Origin of the sequence: Planktothrix mougeotii LEGE 06226, from assembly GCF_015207485.1 — a bacterium.
Lineage (GTDB): Bacteria > Cyanobacteriota > Cyanobacteriia > Cyanobacteriales > Microcoleaceae > Planktothrix.
Window position 1 is genome coordinate 1 of record NZ_JADEWU010000012.1, and the last position, 25,072, is coordinate 25,072.

The window sequence follows — 25,072 nt, forward strand, 5'->3', positions numbered from 1 at the left end:
GGGGAGAGGGGGAGGGTTAAGGGTTAAGGGTTAACGATATATTCAAAGAAGGAATCATCGAGGTCGTAGCCGAGCATTTGGGCCATTGCCATGAGGCGGGATTTGGGGGGGAGGTGGTGTTGGGTGAGCCAGTCGTTGAGGATAAAGATTTTTTGCATTAAAAAGATTTCCAGGGCTTCGGGGTTATATTGGATACCTTCGGTACGATGGAATTGATGGGGAACGAGCATCGCCACATAACGGGCGAGTTCACCGGATTTCCAGTCCAGAAAAAAGGGTAGCCAAGGATAACGAGTATCTAGGCGAATGAACCATAATCGGACTTCAGGAACTTCTGAAATTTCTCTGGGGTCTTCTGGGTCACGAGAATAGTCGATCACGAAGCTGATTTGCTGTTCATAAGGGCTAATCGCGGTATTTTTGAGGAGGGGTTCAATGACGGTTTGAACAGGGGACAAATCTAAATGATTTACTTGCTCAGAATTTAGCGTTATTGTAATTGCCATTCAATGTCAACCTTAGATTGCAGTCGATTTTAGATTAATTTTAGATGGGACGAGGATAACGGAAGTTCGTTAAAATCCCTAAGATACAATGGAAGCATAGTGTGAGCGTTTAATCTGTTATCTCAAAACTATTGAAATTCGATAAATAAACTGAGGCGAGAGTAGTGAAACCGATTCGTTCTTTAGAAGATGCCATAAATTCTTGTCAAGCTAGAGGAATGCGGCTGAGTCGTCAGAGGCGTTTAATTTTAGAGTTGCTTTGGCAAGCTCAAGAACATTTATCAGCACGGGAGATTTATGATCGATTAAATCAACAGGGGAAAGCCATTGGTCATACATCGGTTTATCAAAATTTAGAGGCTTTATCCCGTGAAAATATTATTGAGTGTGTGGAACGCTCTGATGGTCGTTTATATGGACATATTAGTGATTCCCATTCCCATGTCAATTGTTTGGATACGGATCAGATTTTAGATGTCCATATCGAATTACCCCCGGAATTATTAACCTTAGTTGAACAACAAACCGGAGTCAAAATTACGGATTATCAAATTAATTTTTACGGTTATCGGGTTAATTCTGGGAATATCGATGAATTGAATTAGGAAAGGGGACAATTTAGGATATTCTCAAGGCTTAATCCAGCTAAAATTTAACTCGAAAAAACGGTTAACTGTTAACAGTTAACCGTGAACTCTTACAGATTGCTAATAATTTTCTGCACAATTTCCATTCCAGTGACAGCTTGCCAAGCAAAGAGTCCTAGAATTAAGGTATTGAGAGCAATGTGGCTGACTCTAGCCCAATCTGCTCCTTTTTGCATATAAGGGGTTAAAGACGCAGAAATGGCTATCATTCCGGTCATTCCCAGTCCTGCTAAGAGGTGGGGGCCAACGAAGAGTTTACCGTTGTTAATATAAGTGACACCCATCCCGCCAATTGTTCCCAAAACCATCAAAGCCAACAGCAGGGAACCGATTTGGTGATGTTTAAGATTAAATTTTCCTTTAATTAATTCTTTTTTGGTGTCGCCTTGGGCTTCACGGGTGCGACGAATTTGGACACCCAAATACATCGCATAAACGGATAATCCTAATAAAATCCACATCAGGAGGGGATGAAAGAAATTCAGCCAAGGCTTAATCGATGCTGCAAGGGTCAAATCCATAGTGTTCTCTGAGGAAGCAATCAAACTTAATAAAACTTAGCATACACCAGTTAAGCGTCATCAGTCACCCTTGTGGATCACTTGATCTTTTTGAATCTGCCTGCGAAGATTCAGGTAAATTGTTTGAACACAATTGTTAGACGCTGATACCCTATTTAACACACTTAACAGGCAAGATGCCTGTTCCACAACCCAACATGGGCGCAACTAAACAAAACAGCCAATTGATTCATGCCGTTAAAACGGGGAATATGATTAACACCCGTGCTTTACTCTATAGGGGTGTGAATCCTAATGTTAAGGATAAAGAGGGCATTAGCGTCCTCATGTTGGCGACAACGAAGGGATATACGGAAATTGTTCGTGTCTTACTCGATAAAGGGGCTGATGTTAATTATGCCAGTAAACGTTATGGAATAACAGCCTTAATGTTGGCGGCGGCTCATCATCAATTAGATGTGGCTCGTTTATTAATTGAACGGGGGGCGAATATTAATGCTAAAAATGAAGATGGAAGTACGGCGTTAATGGCGGCGGCGTTGAAGGGTGATACAGAAATGGTTGATTTATTATTAGTGGCGGGAGCGGATGTCACCCTTGAAGATCAAGATCGAGATACAGCTTTAAAATTAGCGTTGTCTAAGGGACATTTATCAATTATTGAGGCTTTGCTGAAAGCGGGAAATTCTGATCCAAATGTGGGTTTAGTGCTTTTGCAAGCGACACAACAGCAAGCCATTCAAGGGGTACAAATGTTATTAGCGGCTGGGGTGGATGTGAATGTTTGTAACCGAGATGGAGAAACCCCTTTAATGTTAGCAGTGGATGGGGGAAATATTGAGTTAGTTAGAATATTATTGGCGGCAAATGCTGATATTAATCGCAGCAATAATGATGGGGGAACAGCGTTAATGGCTGCTGCTGCTGCGGGTCATTTAGCGATCGCAGAATTATTATTAGAGTCAGGTGCAGAGGTTCATGCAAGCGATCAGGATGGAGAAACTGCCTTAAATTTAGCAGTAGTTGAAGGTCATATAGAAATCGTGGAATTATTACTTAATCACGGAGCTAGGGTTGATGTCAAAAATCGTTTGGGTGATACTCCCCTGATGGTGTCAATATTACAAGGTTATCCTGAGATATTTAAATTATTAGTTAAAAAAGCAAATACTGAAAATTTGCCTAATATTTTAAATCAAAAAATATTTGGAGAAACCCTATTAACAACTGCAATTCAAGGCGGAAATATTGAATTAATTGAGATTTTATTAGAGTCTGGGGCTGATATTAATAGTTGTGAAGCTCAGGGAAAAACAGCTTTAATGAAAGCAGCAATTCGGGGAGATATTAGTATTGTTAAGGTACTTTTAAATCGAGGCGCAGATGTTAATATCAAGGATGATTCGGATTCGACTGCATTGATGTGGGCAGCTTCACGGGGTTATGAAGAAACGGTTAAATTATTAATTGAGTTTGGGGCTAATATTAATGACAAAAATCAAGGCGGATACACCGCTTTAATGTTAGCTGAATTTCAGGGTTATAAATCTGTTGTTCAACAGTTGAGAAATGCCAATGCTCAAGAATAATTAAGATTTAGGAATGATAATGAATGAAACTTAAATATAAAATTTGTTATGAAAAAAGGGCAACTGACGATCTGGAAAAATGATCAAGGTTTTGGCTTTATTAAACCCGATAAGGGGAGTAAAGATGTTTTTTTGCATATTAGTGTATTGAAGGGTGCAAGTCGTCGCCCAAAAGTCGGAGATATAATTGTCTATGAGCAGAAAACTGAAGCAAATGGAAAAGTAAGAGCGAGTAAAGCTTTTATTCAAGATGATCAATATCTATGGGAATTAAACTCGAATAAACGCATCAAAAAGAGCATATTAATAAATATTTTCAAGTATGTGATTGTCGCTATAATTTTTCTTTTTATTATAGAAGGTATTCCGAGTCAATCTCCTCCTATAATTCAATCTATTATCAAACCCCGATGTAAAATTAAAGGCAATATATCCTATAGTGGAGGCAATAAATTATATCATATTCCGGGGATGAAAGATTATAAATCAGTCGTTATTGATCGAGCAAAAGGAGAAAAGTGGTTTTGTACAGAGTCAGAGGCACTCAAAAAGGGTTGGCGTAAAGCACCTAGATAGTTAAACCGATTGAGTATAACTCCTTATTTTTATGGTTCTGTTCCCTGTTTTCTATCTTGGGATAGAAGGTAAAGGGTTTTAAATTTTTTATAATTCTAAGTATCAAAATTAAACTTTGTTTAAAAATAAGGAAGGCTAAAATGAGTATGAAAGAAAGAATGGACGCAACGGCTAAAAATATAGAAGGAAAAGCACAAGAAGCCATCGGTGAAATTACGGGTGATCCTCAAGATAAAGCCGAAGGAAGAGCCAAGCAAGCTGAAGCTCAATTTCAACATTCTGTTGAGAATATTAAAGAAAAAGTGAATCAAGCTTCACGAGACCTTTAAAATTTATTGTCGGGGAGGTATTTTGAGGTTTCAGTATCAACTAAAGTGATTAATACCTAGAACGCAATTTCCAGGGTAGGGGCGAGGTGACCTCGCCCTTATAAACCTGTTAAAATATTAATATCATAACCTCACCCTTTTTAGGGTAAAATTAATCAGACCCATCGCAATTGAGGAATAAAGGAATGTTGCGAAAACCCAACAAATTATGGAACCCGGAATATTGGGCGAGTTGGAAACCTTTTGGTTTAGGAGAACAATATCCGAATAATTATTGGGAAGTGTTTCGCGCGGCTTGGGTGAATAAAGATCAATTTTCCTATACTTGGGATATCTTAAATAATGGGGTTTGTGATGGCTGTTCCTTGGGAACTACCGGGATGAAAGATTGGACGTTAGACGGGTTACATTTGTGTAATGTTCGTCTGCGGTTATTGCGGTTAAATACGATGGCTGCATTTGACCCTAAAGTATTAGAAAATGTAGCGGAATTAAAACAAAAAAGTAGTGCGGAATTACGAGAATTAGGGCGAGTTCCTTATCCGATGAGACGGGATAAAGGAGATAAAGGGTTTCGACGCATTAGTTGGGATGAAGCATTAGATTTAATCGCGACAAAAATTAAAGCCACTTCTCCACAGAAATTAGGGTTTTATATTACCAGTCGAGGGACGGTGAATGAAACCTATTATGCAACTCAAAAAGCAGTAAGGGCGATAGGAAGTAATAATATTGATAATGCGGCGAGAATTTGCCATTCTCCCAGTACCGGGGCTTTAAAATCAACGTTAGGAGTCGGAGCAACGACTTGTTCCTATAAAGATTGGATAGGAACGGATTTATTAGTCTTTTTCGGGTCAAATGTTGCCAATAATCAACCTGTTACGGTTAAATATTTACACTGGGCAAAAAAAGCCGGAACTCGCATTGTTGTGATTAATACTTATCGAGAACCGGGAATGGAACGATATTGGGTTCCGTCAATTCCTGAAAGTGCTTTATTTGGAACTAAATTTGCTGAGGATTTCTTTTTAGTTAATCTAAATGGGGATTTAGCGTTTATTAATGGGGTGATTAAACATTTAATTGAACAGAATTGGGTTGACAATAATTTTATTAATCATTATACCACAGATTTCGATACTTTAAAAGTTAATTTAGATCAACAATCTTGGGAATTGTTAGAGCAAGTTTCGGGTACAAATCGTGAGGAAATGTATCGGTTTGCTCAAATGGTTCACGAAGCAGAAAAAGCGGTATTTGTGTGGAGTATGGGCATTACTCAACATGAATGTGGGGAAGATAATGTGAAAGCGATTATTAATTTAGCCTTAACTAAGGGATTTGTCGGACGAGAAGGTTGTGGTTTAATGCCCATTCGCGGACATTCTGGGGTGCAAGGGGGGGCGGAAATGGGATGTTATGCAACGGTATTCCCTGGAGGGCGAAAAATTAACCCTGCAAATGCAGCAGAACTTTCAAATTTATGGGGGTTTGATGTTCCTGAAACACCCGGTTTAATGACCGCAGAAATGATTCAAGCGGCTTCAGAAAATAACCTTGATGTTCTATTTTCCGTTGGGGGGAATTTTTTGGAAGTGATGCCCGACCCGGACTTTGTAGAAACCGCTTTAAAAACGGTTTCCTTGCGGGTTCATGCGGATATTATTTGTTCTCATCAAATGTTAATAGAACCGGGAGAAACGGTATTAATATTACCTGCTACAACCCGTTATGAAGTACCCGGCGGAGTGACAGAAACCACAACAGAAAGACGGGTAATTTTTAGCCCTGAAATTCCGGGGCCAAGGATAGGAGAAGCGCGTCCAGAATGGCAAGTTTTTATGGAGTTAGCGCGGCGATTTCGTCCTGAATTAACCCAACAATTAACCTTTGAAACAACAGCCGAAATCCGTCAAGAAATCGCTCAAGTTATCCCTCAATATGCGGGGATTCAACATTTAAAAGAAGCGGGAGATCAATTTCAATATGGGGGAGCACATTTATGTTTTGGTTGGCAGTTTCCCACAGTTGATGGAAAGGCTCATTTTTGTTCCTTATCCCCAACCCTTGAAACCTTACCAGAGGGGCATTTCTTCGTCGCTACAAGACGGGGAAAACAGTTTAATAGTATGGTACAGGAAAGCAAAGATGCTATTACCGGGGCGATGCGAGAAGCCATATTAATCAACCCTATTGATGCAGAACAGTTGGGTTTAAATCAGGGAGATAAAGTCAGGTTAATCAATGAGTATGGAGATTATCAAGGACGGATTTATCTTGCCCCTATGACTCCTAAAAATTTACAAGTTCATTGGCCGGAAGGAAACGTTTTGCTGGATAAAGATAAACGCTCTTCTGAAGGCGTTCCTGATTATAATGCGATTGTTAAACTGGAAAAAATATGATGTTGAAATTCGCACTGAGGTTGTAATATTTTATTGTAGGGGTTTGGTTTTCAAACCCTCTAGGCACCTGGGTTGGATGACCCAACCCCTACAGGACTGTTTCACAACTTCTACAGAGATAGGTAATTTAGAAACCAGGTTTCTAGGGTTAAACCTGGGTCTAAAGTTACAATATAAGGAAAAAGAAGCGGGTTTTTAAGTTAGGAATTATGAATACAGGTAATAGTAAAACGAAAGCAAAAATTTGGGTGGTTTCTGAGGGGAAAGAAAGCTCTCGTCTTGATGAATTGGCAACGGAAGAACCCTTAGAAATTCGCTTATCTCCGACCAACAAAACCCTGGCAGTGACGATGCGAACCCCTGGGGCTGATTTTGAATTAGTCGCTGGATTTTTGTATAGTGAAGGAATAATAAGAAATAAATCTGATATTGTCAAAATGAGTTATTGCGTTGACCCTAATATTGATGGAGAACAACGACAAAATATTATTAATGTCACCCTAAAACCGGAATTAAACCTTGATTTTAAATCCTTAGAACGTCATTTTTTTACAAATAGTTCCTGCGGAGTTTGTGGGAAAGCAAGTATTGAATCTTTAGAGCAAAAAGGTTGTCCGATTTTAACAGAAGATTGGCAGGTTACGGCTAATATTATCTATAATTTACCTGAACAATTAAACAAAGCGCAGAGTGTGTTTCATAAAACCGGGGGGTTACACGCTGCGGCATTATTTAATCCAGAGGGGAATTTATTAAAATTACGCGAAGATGTCGGACGTCATAATGCTTTAGATAAGTTAATTGGGTCAGCTTTTTTAGCCGATGAATTACCTCTAAATCAGAGAATGGTGATGGTGAGTGGACGCACCAGCTTTGAAATTATTCAAAAGTGTTTGATGGCAAAAATTCCCATCATTTGTGCGGTTTCTGCACCCAGTAGTTTAGCGGTGAGTTTAGCCCAGGCGTTTAATCTTACTCTGATTGGATTTTTACGCGGTCAACGATTTAATGTTTATTCAGGTTTGTCTCGCCTCCGCTTTTAATAACCGGAAGAATAAAGGGTTGAGGTTTGCCAATTCCATAGCCTTGAGCATAGTTAATGCCAATTTTTTTGAGTTCTGTTAAAATAGCATCGTTTTCTACAAATTCGGCAATGGTTTTAATCTTCATCACATGACCAATACGATGAATAGCCTCAACAATTTCACGAGCAACGGGGTCAGTTAAAATATCTTTAACAAAACCCCCATCAATTTTTAAATAATCAATGGGCAGGGTTTTTAGATAAGAAAAAGAAGACATTCCACTACCAAAGTCATCCAGAGCAAAAGAACACCCTAATCTTTTAAAAGATTGTATCAGTTGTACTGCTTTTTTGAGGTTAGCAATAGCAAGGGTTTCTGTAATTTCAAAGCAAATAACTTGGGGAGGAACTTTATATTGTGCAAACTGTTCATGGAGAAACTCAATAAATTCATCATCATTCAAACTAGCCCCGGACAAGTTAATTGCATAAAATTCTTGAATCTCTGCTAGATTTTCGGGGAGAGAGATAGAGAGATAATGCTGTTCTAAATGTTGAAAAACAGTGCGAATAACCCAACGGTCAATGCTTTTCATTAAATCATATCGTTCTGCTGCTGGAATAAATGCCATCGGTGAAATTAATTGACCGGAAGTGTCTCGTAACCGCAGTAAAACTTCACCATGTTTATGGGGTTTTGTCGCGGGATTAATGTCCATAATCGGTTGATAATATAAACAGAAGCGATTTTCTTCTAGGGCTTGAGGAATTCGGGCCGCCCAGCGAATTTCACGACGTTGTTGAATCAACTCTTGGTCATCGGCGTGATAGAGGTGAACCCGGTTACGACCTTGATTTTTTGCCGCATAACAAGCCGCATCTGCTGCACTCAAAACCGTTGCTAAATCATGAGTTTTATCAGTGATTGGTACTAATCCAATACTGACTCCAATGGAAAAAACTTTTTCGTCCCAAGCAAAGCGAAAATCTCGAACTACATTACACAAATCTACTGCTTTTTTTTGGGCTTCATCTAAGGAATAGTAATTTAACAATAAACCAAATTCATCTCCTCCTAAACGGGCTAAGGTATCTCGTTCTGTGACTTGATTTTGTAACAAACAACTTAATTGTCGTAGAAGTTCATCCCCGGCTAGATGTCCACAGGTATCATTGACAATTTTAAATTGGTCTAAATCTAAATAACAAATGGCATGATGATGGGGAGATTCGCGGACTAATTTTAACGTTTTTGTCACCTGTTTTTCAAATTCACTGCGATTTATTAATCCGGTTAAGGAATCATGACAAGCTTGCCAAGATAATCGATTCGCAAGTTCTCGTTCTTGGGTGACATCTCGAAACACTAAAACAGCACCAATAATCGCACCATCTCGGCTACGGATAGGAGCCGCAGAATTATCAATTGCCCGTTCTTTCCCATCCTTTGCCCTTAAAATAACATTATCTGAAAAATCAAAAATACACCCTTCTTTTAAAACTTTTTCAACGGGATTTTCACTAAAGAGATGAGTTTTTACATCCAGAATTTTGAACACATCCTTTAAGGGTAAACCTTTGGCTTCTAAAACTGACCAACCTGTTAATTCTTCAGCCACAGGATTGAGGGATTCAATCTGTCCTTGGCTATTAGTGGTAATCACGGCATCACCAATGGATTGTAACGTGACTTGGGCTAATTCTTTGCTTTGTCTTAACTGATGTTCACTGGATTCTAAGGCGGCTAACATTAAAGAATTTCTTAATTCTTGGGCTGTTTCAATTTCAATAGGTTTCCAAGGTAAGGATTTTAATTTAACGGTTTCTTTCCAGAGTTCAAAGGATTGGCGTGGGGTTAATCGACGCAATCCTTGTTGTTCAATTTCAATAGAGTCTTGGGGATTTCCAGCCCAGTTCACCGTTTGAATTACTTCTGGCCTAAACCAAATTAAATGATATTCACTTTGATTGGGAGATAAAGAAATAGCCATAATTCCACTGACTAAATCTTTATAAGATTCGGCTTGGGGATACAATTTTGGCAAACAATCCGTATAAAATATTTCTTGATGGCAATATTGAGATAACCAGTCAATGAGTTTTTGAACTTCTCCTAAAGGAGGGGTTTGACCAACTAACATGACATCTTCTCCAAACCGAATCATAGCCCCTTGAGCTTTAACTAAATTCAGTAAATTGGTTTGGTCTTGTGCTAAACTTTGGATAAAGGAAGTTTCTAAAGCCGGGGCATTGAGTAAATTTTTACTAACTAATTTGAGTTTTTCACGGTAATAGAGGTAATCTTCACTAATTTCTTTATAGGGTAATTCTACCGCCATAACTTGTCCGAGAAATTCACAAGCTTTGCGGATGGTATAAGAGACATAACGAGGAGAATAATGATGACAAGCAATTAAACCCCAAAGGCTTTCTTTTTTAATTAAAGAAATACAAAGGGTTGCTTGAACTCCCATATTTCTAAGATATTCTAAATGACAGGGAGAAACAGAACGCAGCACCGAAAAACTTAAATCTAAGGGTTTTTGGGTTAGGGGATGAATCGGAGGTACAATATCAACGGGTTGATGATTAATATCAACTAATAATCGCAGCCAATTTCGCTGATAAAGATCTCTCGCAAATTCAGGAATATCTAGGTGAGGATAATGAAGCCCTAACAAACTTTCTAAATCTTCCTGTTTATCTTCAGCAATCACAACTCCATTTTTTTCTTGATCAAATTGATAGACCATAACCCGATCAAATCCGCTAATTTTGCGAATTTCCTGAGACAAAAATAAACTTAAATCTTGAAAATTTGTGGCACTTTGAATCTTACAAACAGAGGATCTAACTAGATGATAAAAATTGATAAAGGTAACATTTTCATCCTGATTTAGCTCTAATTCTAAAATCACATTATCCTGATATCGATGGAGAATTCCATCACAGATAATTTTTTTATTTTTAATATGAAAAATCAGATGAATCGGGTTATAATATTGAAAATTGTTGCTAATTAAACAGTCTTGGATTTGAAAAAATTGGAGTTTGTTTAAAAAATGGCTCAAGGGTCGATTTAGAAAAGCAGACACAGAAATCCCAAACAGCCTTAAAGCATTTCTGCTGACTTGTAAAATTTTTAAATCAGGCTCTTGTAACGTTAACAAAAGACCATGAGGTTGTATTCTACCCGGAGTATTAATAAATTCTTCTTCTAGTGCCACAAAATCCTGATTGAGGATACTTGCTTCTTCCTGTTGCATAATATAAGATTAGGTTAATCGCTCTGGCGGTTTACTGAGTTTATAGTATAGTCTGATACAAAAGCATACCCGATTGAATATTAAAAGTCAAAACCCGGACATAAATCATCACATTAAATTCAAGAATGCTGTTTTCTAACTATTAAGATACTATCTCCTTAGTGTTCAACGAACCTCCCCATTGTTTGGGTCGCTCAAACAGAGTTTTAAGGGTTGACTGAATCTCAACCTCTTATCCCTGATAATAGATGCGGATTTTAGCCGACTATTATTAATTTTAAAACTAACTTTAGTATGACACAAATCAAGTTTTTTTTAAAGACTAAATTTAAACCCTGAACAGCCTTAAAACCCACTGCTGATTTATCTAGCACTTGATCCTAGGTGAGGCTTTCCTGAGACTATGTTGTAAAAATTTGTATCCGTCTTTGCCGTTCAGTGTTAGGATGGAATTTATCATTGGCTTGCCGCCTTGGGAGTTGGGTGACTATAATGGATTATAAGCAAGAATTAATTACCACGATTCACGACTTTGGTTGTGATCTTGATTTATTGGAAGCCCGACTCACTCAACTGTGTGAAACTTTCCCCACGGCTGTATTGATTCCGGCTTTATATGAAGAATTAGAACGTCCTGCTTTAACTCGAATTCGAGATTGTCTGACAACCTGCCAGTTTGTCAATACTGTTGTGGTTTGTTTATATGCTAAAAGCCTTGAACAATACACAAAAGCCGTTCACTTTTTTAGTGTCTTACCCCAACCGACTTTAGTGATTTGGGAAAATAGCCCTAGAGTTAATCAATTATTAGAAAAATTGCGGGAAAAAGGCTTAGACCTGATGAGTTTCAAAGGCAAAGGTCGGGCGGTGTGGATTGGTTTAGGGGTGGTATCTTTACAAGCAGAAGCGATCGCCCTTCATGATGCGGATATTATTACTTATGATAAATCCTATCCCCTGAAACTATTATTTCCCCTCCTGGAAAAAGAACTGGGAATTTCATTCAATAAAGCCTATTATGCCCGTTTAGGCGGAGAACCCAGAGGCTTTCATGGTCGCGTTATGCGTCTATTTGTAACGCCATTACTGGTCGCCTTAATGGATTTATATGGTTATAATAATTATTTACGTTATTTAAGTGCCTATCGTTATCCTCTATCCGGTGAATTTGCCCTAACAAATGATATTGCCCTCAATACTCGAATTCCGAGTAATTGGGGTTTAGAAATCGGGTTATTAGCAGAAGTCTATCGCAATCTTGCCCCCCAAAGAATTGCTCAAATTGACCTCGGAAATTTTGATCATAAACATCAAGTCATTGGCAACTCTTCCCAAGAAGGATTACGCAAAATGTGTTCCGATGTTCTGCGGTCAATTTTGCGAACCTTAATCGAAACCGAACGAGTCGTTGTTACCCGCGAACAAATTCACACCCTACGAATTAAATTTACACGAGAAGCTCAAGATTTTACCCGTCAATATTTTGTTGATGCTCGATTTAATAATTTACATTACGATCGTCATCAAGAAGAGGCAACGGTTGATATCTTTCAACAAGTCATCGCTGAAGCTGGGGAAGAATTTTTTCAAAATCCAGCCGCTGCTCAAATTCCCGACTGGACAAGGGCTTTAGCTGCTATGCCCGCCCTGCGCGAACAATTGCGGGAAGCCACCCGTCGAGATATGGCCGAAGCCAAAGCCATTTTAGCCGCCAATCCTGACTTCATCCCCCTAGAGGATTCCAACCCCCAGCCCAAGAGTCCTAACCCCTTAAATTCGATCTAAATCGAGTCAGAGGACTCCTGTTCCGCACGACTTGACCGGAGAATAGCCAGGAGTTAGGACATCCCAACCGCTAAAGAGCCGATTGCTATTATGCTTTTATGTATGTAGATTCTCTCCCAAAGCTTAAAATTAAGGTCAATAATGTTTACTGCATCTGATAACACCACTGTTCTAGTTCTTTTTGTTGTCCTTGGCATCCTAGGTTGGGGGTATTATCGCGCTAGACCTTACGGAAAACTAGGTTTATTATCCTGGTTGCAATCCGTCGCGTTAATGTCCCCTTGGTTGCTATTTTTCACCTTGGCAGCCCTAGGAATCTACCTGAATGTGGTTAGTATCTTATTCTTATTTGTAGCCTCCACAGGGTTATATATAATGATTGGCCGAAAACTTCGAGAAATCGCCAATCAAGATGCAGTGTCTCCCCCTGAACCCAAACCCGATGCTGTGGACAGTTCAACTTCATCGGAAGCGACCCAGCACCCGCCCTCAGATTCTGTCACCCCTGTTTCTGACCCGATTTCTCCTTTGCAACCTGTTCCTTTATCTCCAGACGATCTCAAAATTATTCAAGGGATTTTTGGCGTTGATACGTTTTTTGCCACAGAAACCATTCCCTATCAAGATGGGGCAATTTTTAAAGGAAATCTTCGCAGTGATCCTGAAACGGCTTATCAACAATTATCTACAAAATTACAACAACGAATTGGCGATCGCTTACGGTTATTTTTAGTGGATAATCCTGATGGTAAACCCGTTGTGATTGTTCTTCCCCGCACCAATGAGCCTGCAACTACTTCAATCACTCAAAAAATTTTAGCACTTATTTTAGGGGTAATTACGGTTGGTACTATTTTTGAAGCGGCTGGTTTATTATTAGGATTCGATTTTTCTGAAAATATTAATCGCTATCCTGAACTTTTACCGATTGCCATCGGGATTATCACCATTTTAATGCTCCATGAAATTGCCCATCAAGTCATAGCCAAACGTCATAATATTAAATTTAGCTGGCCGTTTTTTATTCCGACGATTCAAATCGGAACCTTTGGCGCCTTCAACCGTTTTGAATCGGTTTTACCCAATAGAACGGTTTTATTTGATGTCGCTTTTGCAGGGCCAGCCGCCGGAGGGGGATTATCTTTATTAATGTTAATTAGTGGGTTATTTCTATCTCATCCAGGGAGTTTATTTAAAGTTCCAACGGAATTTTTTCAAGGATCAGTTTTGGTCGGAACTTTATCACGGGCAATTTTAGGTTCACAATTGCATCAAACCACCGTAGATATTCATCCTTTGGCGTTAATTGGGTGGTTTGGATTAGTGATTACTGCCTTAAATTTAATGCCTGCGGGACAATTGGATGGGGGACGAATTATGCAGGCGATTTATGGTCGAAAAATTGCCGGACGTTCAACCTTAGCGACCTTTATTGTATTAGCGATCGCATCTTTAGCCAATCCTTTAGCGCTGTATTGGGCTTTAGTAATTTTGATTTTACAACGGAATTTAGAACGCCCCAGTTTAAATGAATTAACCGAGCCCGATGATACTCGCGCAGCCTTGGGATTATTGGTTTTATTTTTAATGATTGCAACCCTATTTCCCCTGACACCAGGGTTAGCTAGAGGGTTAGGAATTGGCAGTTAATCTTAGGGGGGAAATCTAACCATGACAGGTGAAGATCTACGTCAACTTTTATTAGATAAATGGGGCGTGTCCTACGATCTACAATTACGACGGACACGGGGTAAAATCTTCCTACAAATTATGTGGAAATATTTAGAACAAATGTCTTTTCCCCTCAGTGAAGCTGAATATATTGCCCATTTGAATGCGATCGCCGATTATTTGAATAGTTGGGGAACTACTGAACAGGTGAAACATTATATTCTCAATACCCGTGAAAAACCCCGTTTAGGAAAAGCCGTTAGTATTCCCCTAGATTTAGGCGGGAGATCGTCAGAGTGGATGGTGGAGGAGTTCTAAACCAAGGTTGATTGTTAGCTTAATACTTTATGAGGTTATTCTCAAAATTATGTTAAGGTCATTCAAGGGAAAACTTTTGTTTAAGTCTGAAGCCTTACTCGAAGAATTTATCTGGTTACACCTCCAACCATTACTTAATTTAGAACCCGTTAAAAGACAATATTTTATTAATAAACAAAATCGTTCTGATATATTAGGAGTTAACCCTGAAGGTAGACTCGCAATCTTAGAGCTTAAAAAAGGAGAAGGAAAAGCCAGTATAAATCAACTATTAAGATATCAAGATTTTTTCCAAAAAGAATCTCATCAAGATCCTAATTTTAAACGAGTAGATTTTAGTAAAAATTTTCTTTTAATTGCGATCGCTTCACATTTTAATAGTTCAACTATTGATTATGCTCAAAAGATGATTCCTGATTGCTTATTATTAATTCATGAAGTCAAACAATACGACAATGGAGAATATTTTTTGCTTCTAAAAAAACTTGATAATAGAATTTTATCAAAAATTCCAATTGAAATCATAGAAGATTCATTATTTGAGTCTTTACCTTCCTTTATTCAGGGATATTTGTTAGACAAACCCGAAATTAGAGAAAGGATTTTATTAATCCTTCAAAAAATTCTATCCTATAGTCCTGATCTGAGTTTAGAGACTCAATATAATTATTCTACAAAAGAAATATTTTTGCGAAATTCAATAAAAAGGGTGAGTTATTAACTGATAAAACTTGCGTATCTTTTGTGTATGATCCAGAAGAAAAAGATCTGAAAATATATGTTTATTTTCCTACTCTTTTTCCAAGACTATACAAAAATATTAAAATAGTAACTACTATTAGGATATATACTGATGATTATATAAATGTTGAAAAACTTGAAGATTTATATACTGCTTGTTATAGAGATAATCCTTGTTATCCTTTAAGAACAACAGAAATTAATGAGGTTTATAAGAGTTTCCAAGATTACTATATCAATTATCGAAAATATATGAAATCTCGTCAAAAGCTAAGACCAGTTGATGCTTCTGATTTTACCTCAGTAGATAGTATAATCCAGATGGCTTTAGAGGATTGGTCTGTTAGATAATATTTATGTTATACTAAGAAATACTATATTCTTCTAATATTCGCTATCTTGATTTAACCTTTTAGAATAATCCTTATGCCAACCTTAACTCTAACAACAGAACAAATTATTGATTTGATCCAACAATTGCCACTGGAACAAAAACGGATCGTATTGCTAGAACTTGCAAAAAAAGCCGAAACCCAACGCCCACAAGGAAAATTACGAGGGATTTTAAAATCTAAGTACCCTGAACGTCATTTAGTTGATGAGTTCATTCAAGAACGACGAGAGGAAACAGGTTATGAGTAATTATATTTGAGATGCTTCAGCTTCAATCTACCCTAAGTTTAATCATGTTGATTATATCAATTATTAAAAATAAAAGCTACAATCATTATTGATAGTAGATTTATATACTGGAGGCAAAACCATTGTCAACATCAACCTTAACTTTAACTTATGAGCAAGTCCTAGATTTAGTCAAGCAACTTCCTTCTTCTTGTCAAGCGGAATTAGTCGGATTTTTAATTGAGTCTCGTTGGGGTTCCCTCGATCAGTTTACAAAAAATGGAGAAGAACAGGGGCGACTTTTAGCTTGGAAAAGGGGGAAAGATTGGGATAAAATGAATGAGGAAGAACGATTAGATTTTATTAATGATATTGAATGATAAAAATCAAGAAGTCTGGAAAATATTCTGCACCATTTGTTGATTAGAACGCATCACAGCATTATCTAACCCTGCTACTTCTCCTGAGTCTAAAAACCATCCTAACGCCCCTAAATTATCTTTAGCTTGTTCTAAATTTTTAGCACCCGGAATGGGAATTGTACCTTTACAAATACACCAATTTAAAGCAACTTGGGTTAAAGTTTTAGACCTAAATTCAGCAATCTCTTTCAAACACCCTAAAATCGGTTGAATTCCGGGTAATAATTTTTTAAATAATCCCCCGCGAATTCCTTTGGGTAACGGACTATTTTCTGAGAATTTCCCCGTTAATAATCCTAACCCTAACGGACTATAAGCAATTAATTGGATTCCTAATTCATCACAAACCTCTTTTAACCCTAATTCCCTAACAGGATAGGTTGATAATAACGAATATTGTACCTGTAGAGTTGAAATTGGAATTCCTCGGTCTGCTAATTTTTGATACACTTTTTTTAACCGTTTCGGCCCATAATTGGATAATCCCACTCCCTTAACGAATCCCTGTTCATATAAATCCCCTAAACCTTCTAATAAATTCCACTCTTGCCAAGGAGCATAATTAGCCGTAGACCAGTGCATTTGAACTAAATCCACATTTTTTCCTAACCGTTTGGCTGAATTTTCACAGGCTTTAATCATCGATTTACGAGTTAATCGCCAAGGATAGGGAGCTAATTTTGTAGCAATACAAATGCGGTCTTGATTAACACCTTGATACTCTTGGGAAAACTGCCCTAACAACAATTCACTACGTCCGTTTAATTTACCCGTCCCATAGGAATCTCCCGTATCAAATAACGTTACCCCCTGACTCACACACAAGTTAAAAACTTGTTGTAACTGTTCATCCATACTGGGATCATAACCCCATAATAGGCGATTTCCCCAGGCCCAAGTTCCACATCCCATCACAGGAAAATTTAAGGTTTGACGGCTTTCCATTGGTTTTGAGTTTTCAGAATAATGTCTATATTAGTAGTTAAACTATTTCGGTTCAACAGGCAGAAAATTTATGACTTCCCTACAACAAAACCTAAACCCCACATTCATCGAACATCCCCAAACCGAAACTGAACAATTTCAATGGACAAAACAATGGTATCCCGTCGCTGCGGTGGAATTCATTGACCCCACTCGTCCCCATCCTGTGCAATTATTAGGAAAGGATCTGGTTTTATGGCGGGATGGTTCGGGTCAATGGCGCTGTTTTGCGGATGCTTGTCCCCATCGCCTCGTCCCCTTGTCTGAAGGTCGAGTTGAGTCCGATGGCACACTTCTGTGCGCTTATCATGCTTGGCGGTTCGATGGTGAGGGAAATTGTGTTAGCATTCCCCAATCTCAAGATAGCGAAACCGAAGCGAAACATTGTTCTAACCCGAAATCCTGCGCTGTGGTTTATCCCACCCAAGAACGCCAAGGTTTATTATGGGTTTGGGGAGAATCCGGTTCCGAAGCTCAACAGGAAAGCCAGTTAAAATCCCCTCGTCTGATTCCTGAATTAGAAGAAAATTCAGATCAAATTGTTAAGTTACCTTGGAGTTTTCGGGATATTCCCTACGGTTGGGATTTCTTTATGGAGAATATTTCTGACCCCGCTCATGTTCCGGTTTCCCATCATGGAATTATTGGCAGTCGCTACAAAGATGCTAAATATTATGACATGATTTCCCTGCGAAAAATATCGACTCAAGAGGGATTTGCCTTTAAAATTATACCGACTCAACCCCATATTGTAGAAGCGGTTCATGATTTTCAACCCCCCTGTCATCAGAAAATTTACTCGACTAATGTAGATGGGGGAAAAATGATCTTGGCGTTATACGCCACTCCCACTCGTCCAGGGTGGTGTCGGACTTTTGCGCGACAGATTTTAATTAAAAGTAAGCAAGGTAAAACACCGGGCGGGATAGGGTTTTTTGCCCTACCAATGCCCATTTGGTTAAATCATGTTTTAGCTCCCTTATTTATGCACCAAGATTTAGTGTTTTTACACTATCAAGAAAAAATATTAGCCAAACGCAAAAATAAACGCTGGTTAGAGGAAGTTTATACACCCAATCCCCAGGATAAAATGGTAATTACCTTCCGTCAATGGCTCGAAAAACGCGCAGGCGGTGGCATTCCTTGGTCTGAAGAATGTAACCCCCATCTTCCCCTTCCTGAGTTAAATAAACAACAGTTATTTGATGTTTGGTCAACTCACACTCAACATTGTCAAGTCTGTCAAAATGCCCTAAAAAATATTAACCGATTAACGGTATTTTCCTATATTGCTGCTATCCTTTGTTTTGGATTAGCTGTGATGGTTGATGCCCGAACGGTTCATGAATTAACTGCAATTCCTCCGATGGGTTTTTGGCTTTTATTGGGATGTGCGATCGCCTTGGCAACGGCTGGATATTACTTAAAAAAATTCAGTCGTTTATTCTATATTTATGAGTTTGAACACGCTCATAATGATTAATTGAATCAACAATTCTACTGTACAAATTACCGCCCATCATATCGGTCGTAATATTTTATTGTAGGGGTTTGGTTGCCAAACCCTCTAGGGTTTTGGGTTGGGAAACCCAACGCCTACGGTAATTTTTCACAAATTAAATAGGATTGCTATAGGTTTGATCGATTAATAATAAAGTTTGTAACAATACATTTGCCCCTTGGCTACAATGTTCAGGAGAAGTATATTCTGCTTCAGAATGACTAACTCCGGCTTGGGAAGGAACAAAAATCATCCCCATCTTGGTAATTCTGCCAATTTCTAACGCATCATGTCCAGCACGACTAGGAAGTGATAAATAACTTAATTCTAACTGTTGACAAACGGATTCAATGGTGTTTTGAATTTCCTGTGCTGCTAAAGTGGGTTTAACACTCAGTAACGGTATAATTGAAATTTGGGTATGAGTTGAATTAGCGATCGCTATAATTTTATGATCTAATTTTTCTAACATTTCCTGTAAACAATCCGGGGATAAATCCCGCATATCAACGGATAATTCAACTTGTCCGGGTATAATATTAACCGCATTCGGGAATACATGAAGATATCCCACCGTTGCAACAGGTTGAGAAGGCATTTTTAACGCAATTTCTTGCACTGCTAAAATTAATTCTGCTGCTGCGACTAACGCATCCTGTCGCATTTCCATCGGTGTTGTTCCGGCGTGGTTAGCTTGTCCAATAATGGTGATTTTTTGGCGTTCCATTCCCACCACGCCTTGAACAATTCCAATTGAAACCCCATTGCGTTCTAAAATCGCTCCCTGTTCAACGTGCAGTTCTAAAAATGCTGCCATATCTTCCCGTGAACGTCGTGCGGTGGCTAACTGTTCCCAATTTCCCCCTAGCCGTTTTAAACTAGATTGAATCGACTCTCCGGTTTTAGAACAATAACGCTCTGGGTTATCCAGTAACACCGTTCCCGCCATCGCCTGACACCCAATCATCGTACTTTCTTCATCGGTAAACACAATGACTTCTAAAGGATGATGCAGTTTTAGATGATTCTCCTTCAAGGTTTGTGCTACTTCGATGCCAGCTAATACCCCTAAAACTCCATCATAGCGTCCTCCCGTTGGCACAGTATCGAGGTGAGAGCCCGTTGCTAAAGCGGGAGCCATCTGATTTTGACCCGGATAACCACCGATGAGATTTCCCGCCGCATCGGTTCTCACGGTCATTCCCGCTTCTAACATCCATTGTTTGACAACTTCACGAGCCTGCAAATCTTCCGGGGTAAACGCCAAACGGCGAATACTTCCTGACGGTTGTTGACCAATCTTAGCTAATTCATCAATTCGATGGTGTAGGCGCTTATGATTAATTCTCAGTTCTGTGATCACAGCCATAATTGTTAAGAGGGAATGGGGAATGGGTAATTTACTCCCTAATATGATATCTTTACAAAAAAAACTAAAATCTTTAAATAAAACCCTGTTAATTTTCCTCCTCTACAGACTAGATTAAATCTATCGATTATCGGGATTGATCCCGTGATTAACTTTAATTTAAAATTTTACCAAGAGGATTTAACATGAATATTACACCCAAAACAACTCTGAAATTATTCCTAGTTGCCACTCCCGTTATTGCTTTATTAAGTAGTGTTTCTCCAGTTTTTGCGGGTACCTTAGCGAAGGCTGAAACAAACACTTTAATTTTTGATTTTAACCAAGTTCCTACAAACACTTCCACCTTTACAGATGCTCAAACCCTAGCATTAGCTGTTCGAGGAATTACATTAGCCGAAGGGAATGCTAATGCAAATTTTAATGTTTGTTTGGAACCTGACAATTGTTTAACGTTAGCCCAAAATAGTTCTCAAGCGAAAGCTCAGGGAGAAGGTCAAGAATATCTGGGTTTAGCGTACAGTCAAGCAGTCGCTATAGGTTATCAGTTGAAAATTACTGAAAACCAAGAATTTTCCTTTAAATTTTCCTCCTTTTTAAATTTTGAGGTTTTCCCAAGTTCGTCCTCACAAGAATCGGCTCAAGCAGAGAATTATATCGCTTTTTATTTATTTGATGATTTAACGGATAATCTGTTAGATTTTTTTAGTTTCAATAGCTCCCTCAATTCTTCTAATAACCTGAATTTATCAATAGGGAATAGTCAGGGTTTTCAATTGTCACCGTTGACAACAACAAATGTTCAAGATAATCAAGTTTCTGCTAATATTTTGTTATCGGGATTATATTCTCGTGAGTTTAGTCAAAGTCAAAGTCTAACCTTAATTACCTATCAAAACAGTAAAACAATGGTTAAAGCGCCTGAACCTTCAACTTCTTTGAGTTTATTAATCATGGGTACATTAGGAATAGCATTAAGCTTTAAAAAGAAAAGCAGTTTATCTGATTGATCTTGCCAATTTTCCAAAATTACTGAATGATCAGGACATACTAAAATTGTAGAAAAGCGTCAAAAAGTAGCGATCGCCAGTCAAACGGAGTTAAGATCATTGGGGGGAGGTACGCCTCTCCCATTATACAATCCAGAGAAGCTAAAAAATGTCTAATTTTTATCCCATTTACGATAACATCGGGCTGTTATTAAATAGGGATGAAAAACTTCTAAAAAATGAGATTGTAACGTTTGAAAAAAGGAATCAATTATTTCAACATCATCATGATGAAAAGGAAATTCATTATTAAAGCCTTTAAAAAAGTACCAATTAATAATTAAGCGACCCTCATCCGTTAAATGATTATAAAATTTTAATAATTGCGATTGTGGATCAACTAAATGTTCAACTACATCAAAAGTCATAATGGTATCAAATTTTTCGTCTGGAGAAACATCCGTGCAGAACTTAATTTTTTCAGAAAGATTCAATTGTTCGGCTCTGTATTGAACAAATTTGGTATTAACCGGATTAATATCACAATAAACGACATGATCAACATCAGGGCAAAAAGCTGCACTGATGGCATGAGTTCCAATGCCACCTCCAAAATCTAAAACACGACCTTTCGCTTGATCAGCAACTAATCTCAGGGTATTACCAATATAATCCTGACTCGCTAAATGCCATGACCCTAATTCAAATAAATAACTTTCACTAACTTTATCTTTGTAAAAATTCGTTGCATTTTCCCAATCAAAATCTTTGTGTCCTAACTCAGTTAACTGTTTACTACCTGTTTCTAGTTTACTGTCTAATGTTTCGGAATCTAAGTGTAAAAACTCTTGTAAATGTTGTTTTAAATCAAAAGAATTGTGCCAAATTTTTTCCAATACAATCGGTCTGGGAAAATTAACCATAAAAATCAATAATCTTAAAAAAATGTTGAAATTAATAATTGGTTCAGTCAGAGTAACATAAAATAGAACACAATACAAGCCAATACTCGGTTCACCTAAAAAGAATTGCTATAATCCTAAACAAAATCAATCGCAGAGTTAGTCCCTTGACAAGAGTGGAAGAATCTGTATTTAGATTAAGTTAAACTTAAAGATCAGGAAATGGTGCTTGATTGCGGTGCAGAATACAGAATCGTTGACCAACAACAGTCATTAACACAACATAAACAACCTTAACCAGTCTGTATCCTGTTACCCAGATGATCCTTTAACGTCAATTGATGCTTAGATTAGGAGACTGAATGACTCAATCCTTGATTCCGATTAATGAATGTCCCATCCAAATTGAGGACGATCGCACTGGAACGAGTGTGGAAACCCTAAAACGGGCTTTTGCCGATAATTTATTCTATGAACTCGGTAAGTACGAGTCCATCGCCACAAAGGAAGATTTTTATATGGCGTTGGCTTATACCTTGCGGGATCGGTTGTTAAGCCGTTGGTTGAAAACGGTCAAAACCTACGAAGACCATAGCGTCAAAATCGTTTACTATTTGTCTGCCGAATTCCTCATGGGCCGACACTTAGGGAACAGTTTAATTAACTTACACCTCTATGATCGCGTCCGTCAGGCGGTGGAAGAATCGGGACTCAACTTAGATGAACTCCTCGAACAAGAACCCGACCCCGGTTTAGGAAATGGCGGTTTAGGACGGTTAGCGGCTTGTTTCCTCGACTCCCTGGCGACCTTGGAAATTCCCGCCGTTGGCTATGGTATTCGCTATGAATTTGGGATTTTCCACCAAACCATGCAAGATGGTTGGCAAGCGGAAATTCCCGATAAATGGTTACGATTTGGCAACCCTTGGGAAATTCCCCGTCCCGAAGAATCCGTTGAGGTGAAATTTGGCGGTCAGACCGAAATTTATCATGATGAGAAAGGACGGGAACGAATTCGCTGGATTCCGGCTAAAACCGTGATCGGTATTCCCTATGATACTCCGGTTCCTGGGTATGATACCAACACCGTTAACCCTCTGCGGTTGTGGAAAGCAGAAGCCAGTGACGCCTTTAACTTTGAAGCCTTCAACGCCGGGAATTATGATGGGGCGGTAGCTGATAAAATGCGATCGGAAACCATCTCTAAAGTCCTCTATCCCAATGACAACACCCCCCAAGGGAAACAATTGCGCTTAGAACAGCAATATTTCTTTGTGGCTTGTTCGTTGCGGGATATTGTTAAACGTCATCTCCGCCACAATAGCAGTTTGTATAACCTGAATGAAACCGCCGCCATTCAACTCAATGATACCCATCCGGCCATTGCCATTGCTGAGTTAATGCGGGTGTTGTTAGATGAACATGGGATTGATTGGGATTCGGCTTGGCGAGTCACCCAAAAAACCTTTGCCTATACCAACCATACCTTGTTACCCGAAGCCTTAGAAAAATGGTCAGTGGGTTTGTTTGGCTATTTGTTACCCCGTCACTTGGAAATCATCTATGAAATTAACCGTCGTTTCTTAGAAGATGTCCATCGCTGGTATCCCGATGATGACACCTTATTGGGACGGTTATCTTTAATTGAAGAAGGGCCAGAAAAATTTGTGCGGATGGCTCATTTAGCCTGTGTTGGTAGCCATGCGATTAATGGAGTGGCGGCACTGCATACGGATTTGTTGAAAAAAGATACCCTGCGAGATTTTTATAAACTCTGGCCAGAGAAGTTTTTCAATAAAACCAATGGGGTGACACCTCGACGTTGGATTTTATTGAGTAATCCCACGTTATCGCAGTTTTATAGCTCTAAATTGGGGGAGGGTTGGCTCAAAGATTTAGATCAACTGCGTCAATTAGAAAGCCAAATTGATGATCCTGAATTCTGCGAACAGTGGCGTCAAATTAAACTGTACAATAAACAACTGTTAGCGGATTACATCTGGAAATTTAATGGCGTTGAAGTTGATCCCCATTCCATCTTTGATATTCAAGTGAAACGGATTCATGAATATAAACGTCAACACTTGGATGTGCTGCACATTATTACGCTGTACAACCGCATCAAACAGAACCCCAATATTAATATTTATCCCCGAACTTTTATCTTTGGGGGTAAAGCGGCTCCGGGCTATTTCATGGCAAAATTAATCATTAAATTGATTAATGCCGTTGGGGAAGTGGTCAATAAAGATCCCGATGTCCGGGGACGGTTAAAAGTGGTGTTTTTGGCAAACTTTAACGCCTCTTTAGGTCAACGCATCTATCCGGCGGCGGATTTATCCGAACAAATTTCTACAGCCGGAAAAGAAGCTTCTGGAACCGGAAACATGAAGTTTGCCATGAATGGTTCCTTAACCATTGGTACTTTGGATGGGGCAAATATTGAAATCCGCGAAGAAGCCGGGTTTGAAAATTTCTTCCTGTTTGGCTTAACCGCAGAAGAAGTTTATGCCTTAAAATCTAAAGGCTATAAACCCAGCGATTACTATCATCGAAATGCTGAATTAAAAGGCGTGATTGATCGGATTTCATCGGGTTATTTTTCCCATGGCAATGAGGAATTATTTAAACCTTTGGTGGATTCCTTAATGTACCATGATGAATATATGCTTTTCGCGGATTATCAAGCTTATATTGATTGTCAGCGACAAGTCAGTTTGGCATTTCAAGATACGCAAAAATGGACAAGAATGTCAATTCTGAATGCTCTTCGCATGGGTAAATTCTCTAGCGATCGCACCATCCGTGAATATTGTAACCAAATCTGGAACGTGAAATCTATTCCTGTGGAAATGGAAGGATATAACCCAGAAGCGGCTGGATTGCGCGTTATTAGTTAATTC

At 38.7% G+C, this 25,072-nt stretch carries 22 protein-coding genes; 16 read left to right on the forward strand and 6 right to left on the reverse strand.

Translation table 11 applies throughout. The features are described 5' to 3' along the window. Positions 1–23: 23 nt before the first annotated feature. On the reverse strand, positions 24–506 hold the full coding sequence (locus tag IQ236_RS07585; RefSeq protein WP_193868705.1) for a CRR6 family NdhI maturation factor: 483 nt from the start codon (positions 504–506) through the stop codon (positions 24–26). Between the two features lie 164 nt (positions 507–670). Between IQ236_RS07585 and IQ236_RS07590 the strand changes: the two genes are divergently transcribed. Beyond that, positions 671–1,111 (forward strand): Fur family transcriptional regulator, encoded by a 441-nt coding sequence (locus tag IQ236_RS07590; RefSeq protein ID WP_322744101.1) that lies wholly within the window; start codon positions 671–673, stop codon positions 1,109–1,111. Positions 1,112–1,203: 92 nt separating this feature from the next. On the opposite strand, the gene IQ236_RS07595 is transcribed toward IQ236_RS07590, so the two are convergent. Beyond that, entirely contained in the window at positions 1,204–1,674 is a 471-nt protein-coding gene (locus IQ236_RS07595; RefSeq protein WP_193868706.1) for a DUF4079 domain-containing protein, read from the reverse strand. A 176-nt stretch (positions 1,675–1,850) separates the two neighbouring features. Here IQ236_RS07595 and IQ236_RS07600 point away from each other — a divergent pair, with 176 nt between their 5' ends. The 5 genes from IQ236_RS07600 (at position 1,851) to fdhD (ending at position 7,619) form a co-directional block, all read left to right on the forward strand. Beyond that, on the forward strand, positions 1,851–3,263 hold the full coding sequence (locus IQ236_RS07600) for an ankyrin repeat domain-containing protein (protein ID WP_322744102.1): 1,413 nt from the start codon (positions 1,851–1,853) through the stop codon (positions 3,261–3,263). Between the two features lie 48 nt (positions 3,264–3,311). Further along, the gene (locus tag IQ236_RS07605; protein ID WP_193868707.1) at positions 3,312–3,839 is read left to right on the forward strand and encodes a cold shock domain-containing protein; all 528 of its coding nucleotides are present in this window, start codon (positions 3,312–3,314) and stop codon (positions 3,837–3,839) included. Positions 3,840–3,979: 140 nt separating this feature from the next. Beyond that, positions 3,980–4,168, forward strand: coding sequence for a CsbD family protein (locus tag IQ236_RS07610; RefSeq protein ID WP_193868708.1), 189 nt, complete (start codon positions 3,980–3,982; stop codon positions 4,166–4,168). Positions 4,169–4,353: 185 nt separating this feature from the next. Then, entirely contained in the window at positions 4,354–6,576 is a 2,223-nt protein-coding gene (locus IQ236_RS07615; protein ID WP_193868709.1) for an FdhF/YdeP family oxidoreductase, read from the forward strand. 209 nt (positions 6,577–6,785) lie between these two features. Further along, positions 6,786–7,619, forward strand: coding sequence for a formate dehydrogenase accessory sulfurtransferase FdhD (gene fdhD / locus IQ236_RS07620; RefSeq protein ID WP_193868710.1), 834 nt, complete (start codon positions 6,786–6,788; stop codon positions 7,617–7,619). Here the strand turns inward: fdhD and IQ236_RS07625 are convergent. Further along, the gene (locus IQ236_RS07625) at positions 7,582–10,866 is read right to left on the reverse strand and encodes an EAL domain-containing protein (RefSeq protein ID WP_193868711.1); all 3,285 of its coding nucleotides are present in this window, start codon (positions 10,864–10,866) and stop codon (positions 7,582–7,584) included. The two genes, fdhD and IQ236_RS07625, sit on opposite strands and share 38 nt — an antisense overlap. Before the next feature lie 492 nt (positions 10,867–11,358). Here IQ236_RS07625 and IQ236_RS07630 point away from each other — a divergent pair, with 492 nt between their 5' ends. The 7 genes from IQ236_RS07630 (at position 11,359) to IQ236_RS07660 (ending at position 16,382) form a co-directional block, all read left to right on the forward strand. Next, positions 11,359–12,651, forward strand: a complete 1,293-nt coding sequence (locus IQ236_RS07630; RefSeq protein WP_193868712.1) for a glycosyltransferase family protein — start codon at positions 11,359–11,361, stop codon at positions 12,649–12,651. A 141-nt stretch (positions 12,652–12,792) separates the two neighbouring features. Beyond that, a complete protein-coding gene (locus IQ236_RS07635) occupies positions 12,793–14,301 on the forward strand; it encodes a site-2 protease family protein (RefSeq protein ID WP_193868713.1) in 1,509 nt (502 codons plus the stop codon). 21 nt (positions 14,302–14,322) lie between these two features. After that, positions 14,323–14,640, forward strand: a complete 318-nt coding sequence (locus tag IQ236_RS07640) for a DUF3067 family protein (protein WP_072718806.1) — start codon at positions 14,323–14,325, stop codon at positions 14,638–14,640. A gap of 76 nt (positions 14,641–14,716) precedes the next feature. After that, entirely contained in the window at positions 14,717–15,361 is a 645-nt protein-coding gene (locus IQ236_RS07645; protein ID WP_193868714.1) for an endonuclease NucS domain-containing protein, read from the forward strand. 23 nt (positions 15,362–15,384) lie between these two features. Continuing rightward, positions 15,385–15,732 carry a hypothetical protein gene (locus IQ236_RS07650; RefSeq protein WP_193868715.1) on the forward strand — a complete coding sequence of 116 codons (348 nt, stop codon included), beginning with the start codon at positions 15,385–15,387 and terminating at the stop codon, positions 15,730–15,732. Positions 15,733–15,807: 75 nt separating this feature from the next. Then, positions 15,808–16,023, forward strand: a complete 216-nt coding sequence (locus tag IQ236_RS07655) for a SpoVT/AbrB domain-containing protein (RefSeq protein WP_193868716.1) — start codon at positions 15,808–15,810, stop codon at positions 16,021–16,023. Positions 16,024–16,145: 122 nt separating this feature from the next. Then, positions 16,146–16,382: a hypothetical protein gene (locus IQ236_RS07660; RefSeq protein WP_193868717.1), complete on the forward strand. Its 237-nt coding sequence runs from the start codon at positions 16,146–16,148 to the stop codon at positions 16,380–16,382. Positions 16,383–16,388: 6 nt separating this feature from the next. On the opposite strand, the gene IQ236_RS07665 is transcribed toward IQ236_RS07660, so the two are convergent. Continuing rightward, positions 16,389–17,369, reverse strand: coding sequence for an aldo/keto reductase (locus tag IQ236_RS07665; RefSeq protein ID WP_193868718.1), 981 nt, complete (start codon positions 17,367–17,369; stop codon positions 16,389–16,391). 70 nt (positions 17,370–17,439) lie between these two features. Here IQ236_RS07665 and IQ236_RS07670 point away from each other — a divergent pair, with 70 nt between their 5' ends. Then, positions 17,440–18,891 carry an aromatic ring-hydroxylating dioxygenase subunit alpha gene (locus tag IQ236_RS07670; RefSeq protein ID WP_193868719.1) on the forward strand — a complete coding sequence of 484 codons (1,452 nt, stop codon included), beginning with the start codon at positions 17,440–17,442 and terminating at the stop codon, positions 18,889–18,891. A gap of 133 nt (positions 18,892–19,024) precedes the next feature. Here IQ236_RS07670 and IQ236_RS07675 read toward each other — a convergent pair whose 3' ends face one another. Then, positions 19,025–20,278 (reverse strand): Zn-dependent hydrolase, encoded by a 1,254-nt coding sequence (locus IQ236_RS07675; RefSeq protein WP_193868720.1) that lies wholly within the window; start codon positions 20,276–20,278, stop codon positions 19,025–19,027. Positions 20,279–20,463: 185 nt separating this feature from the next. Between IQ236_RS07675 and IQ236_RS07680 the strand changes: the two genes are divergently transcribed. Continuing rightward, positions 20,464–21,288 carry a PEP-CTERM sorting domain-containing protein gene (locus IQ236_RS07680; RefSeq protein WP_193868721.1) on the forward strand — a complete coding sequence of 275 codons (825 nt, stop codon included), beginning with the start codon at positions 20,464–20,466 and terminating at the stop codon, positions 21,286–21,288. Positions 21,289–21,440: 152 nt separating this feature from the next. Here the strand turns inward: IQ236_RS07680 and IQ236_RS07685 are convergent, their stop codons facing one another. Further along, positions 21,441–22,190: a class I SAM-dependent methyltransferase gene (locus tag IQ236_RS07685; RefSeq protein WP_193868722.1), complete on the reverse strand. Its 750-nt coding sequence runs from the start codon at positions 22,188–22,190 to the stop codon at positions 21,441–21,443. A 341-nt stretch (positions 22,191–22,531) separates the two neighbouring features. Between IQ236_RS07685 and IQ236_RS07690 the strand changes: the two genes are divergently transcribed. Beyond that, on the forward strand, positions 22,532–25,069 hold the full coding sequence (locus tag IQ236_RS07690) for a glycogen/starch/alpha-glucan phosphorylase (protein WP_193868723.1): 2,538 nt from the start codon (positions 22,532–22,534) through the stop codon (positions 25,067–25,069). The last annotated feature ends 3 nt before the right edge of the window (positions 25,070–25,072 follow it).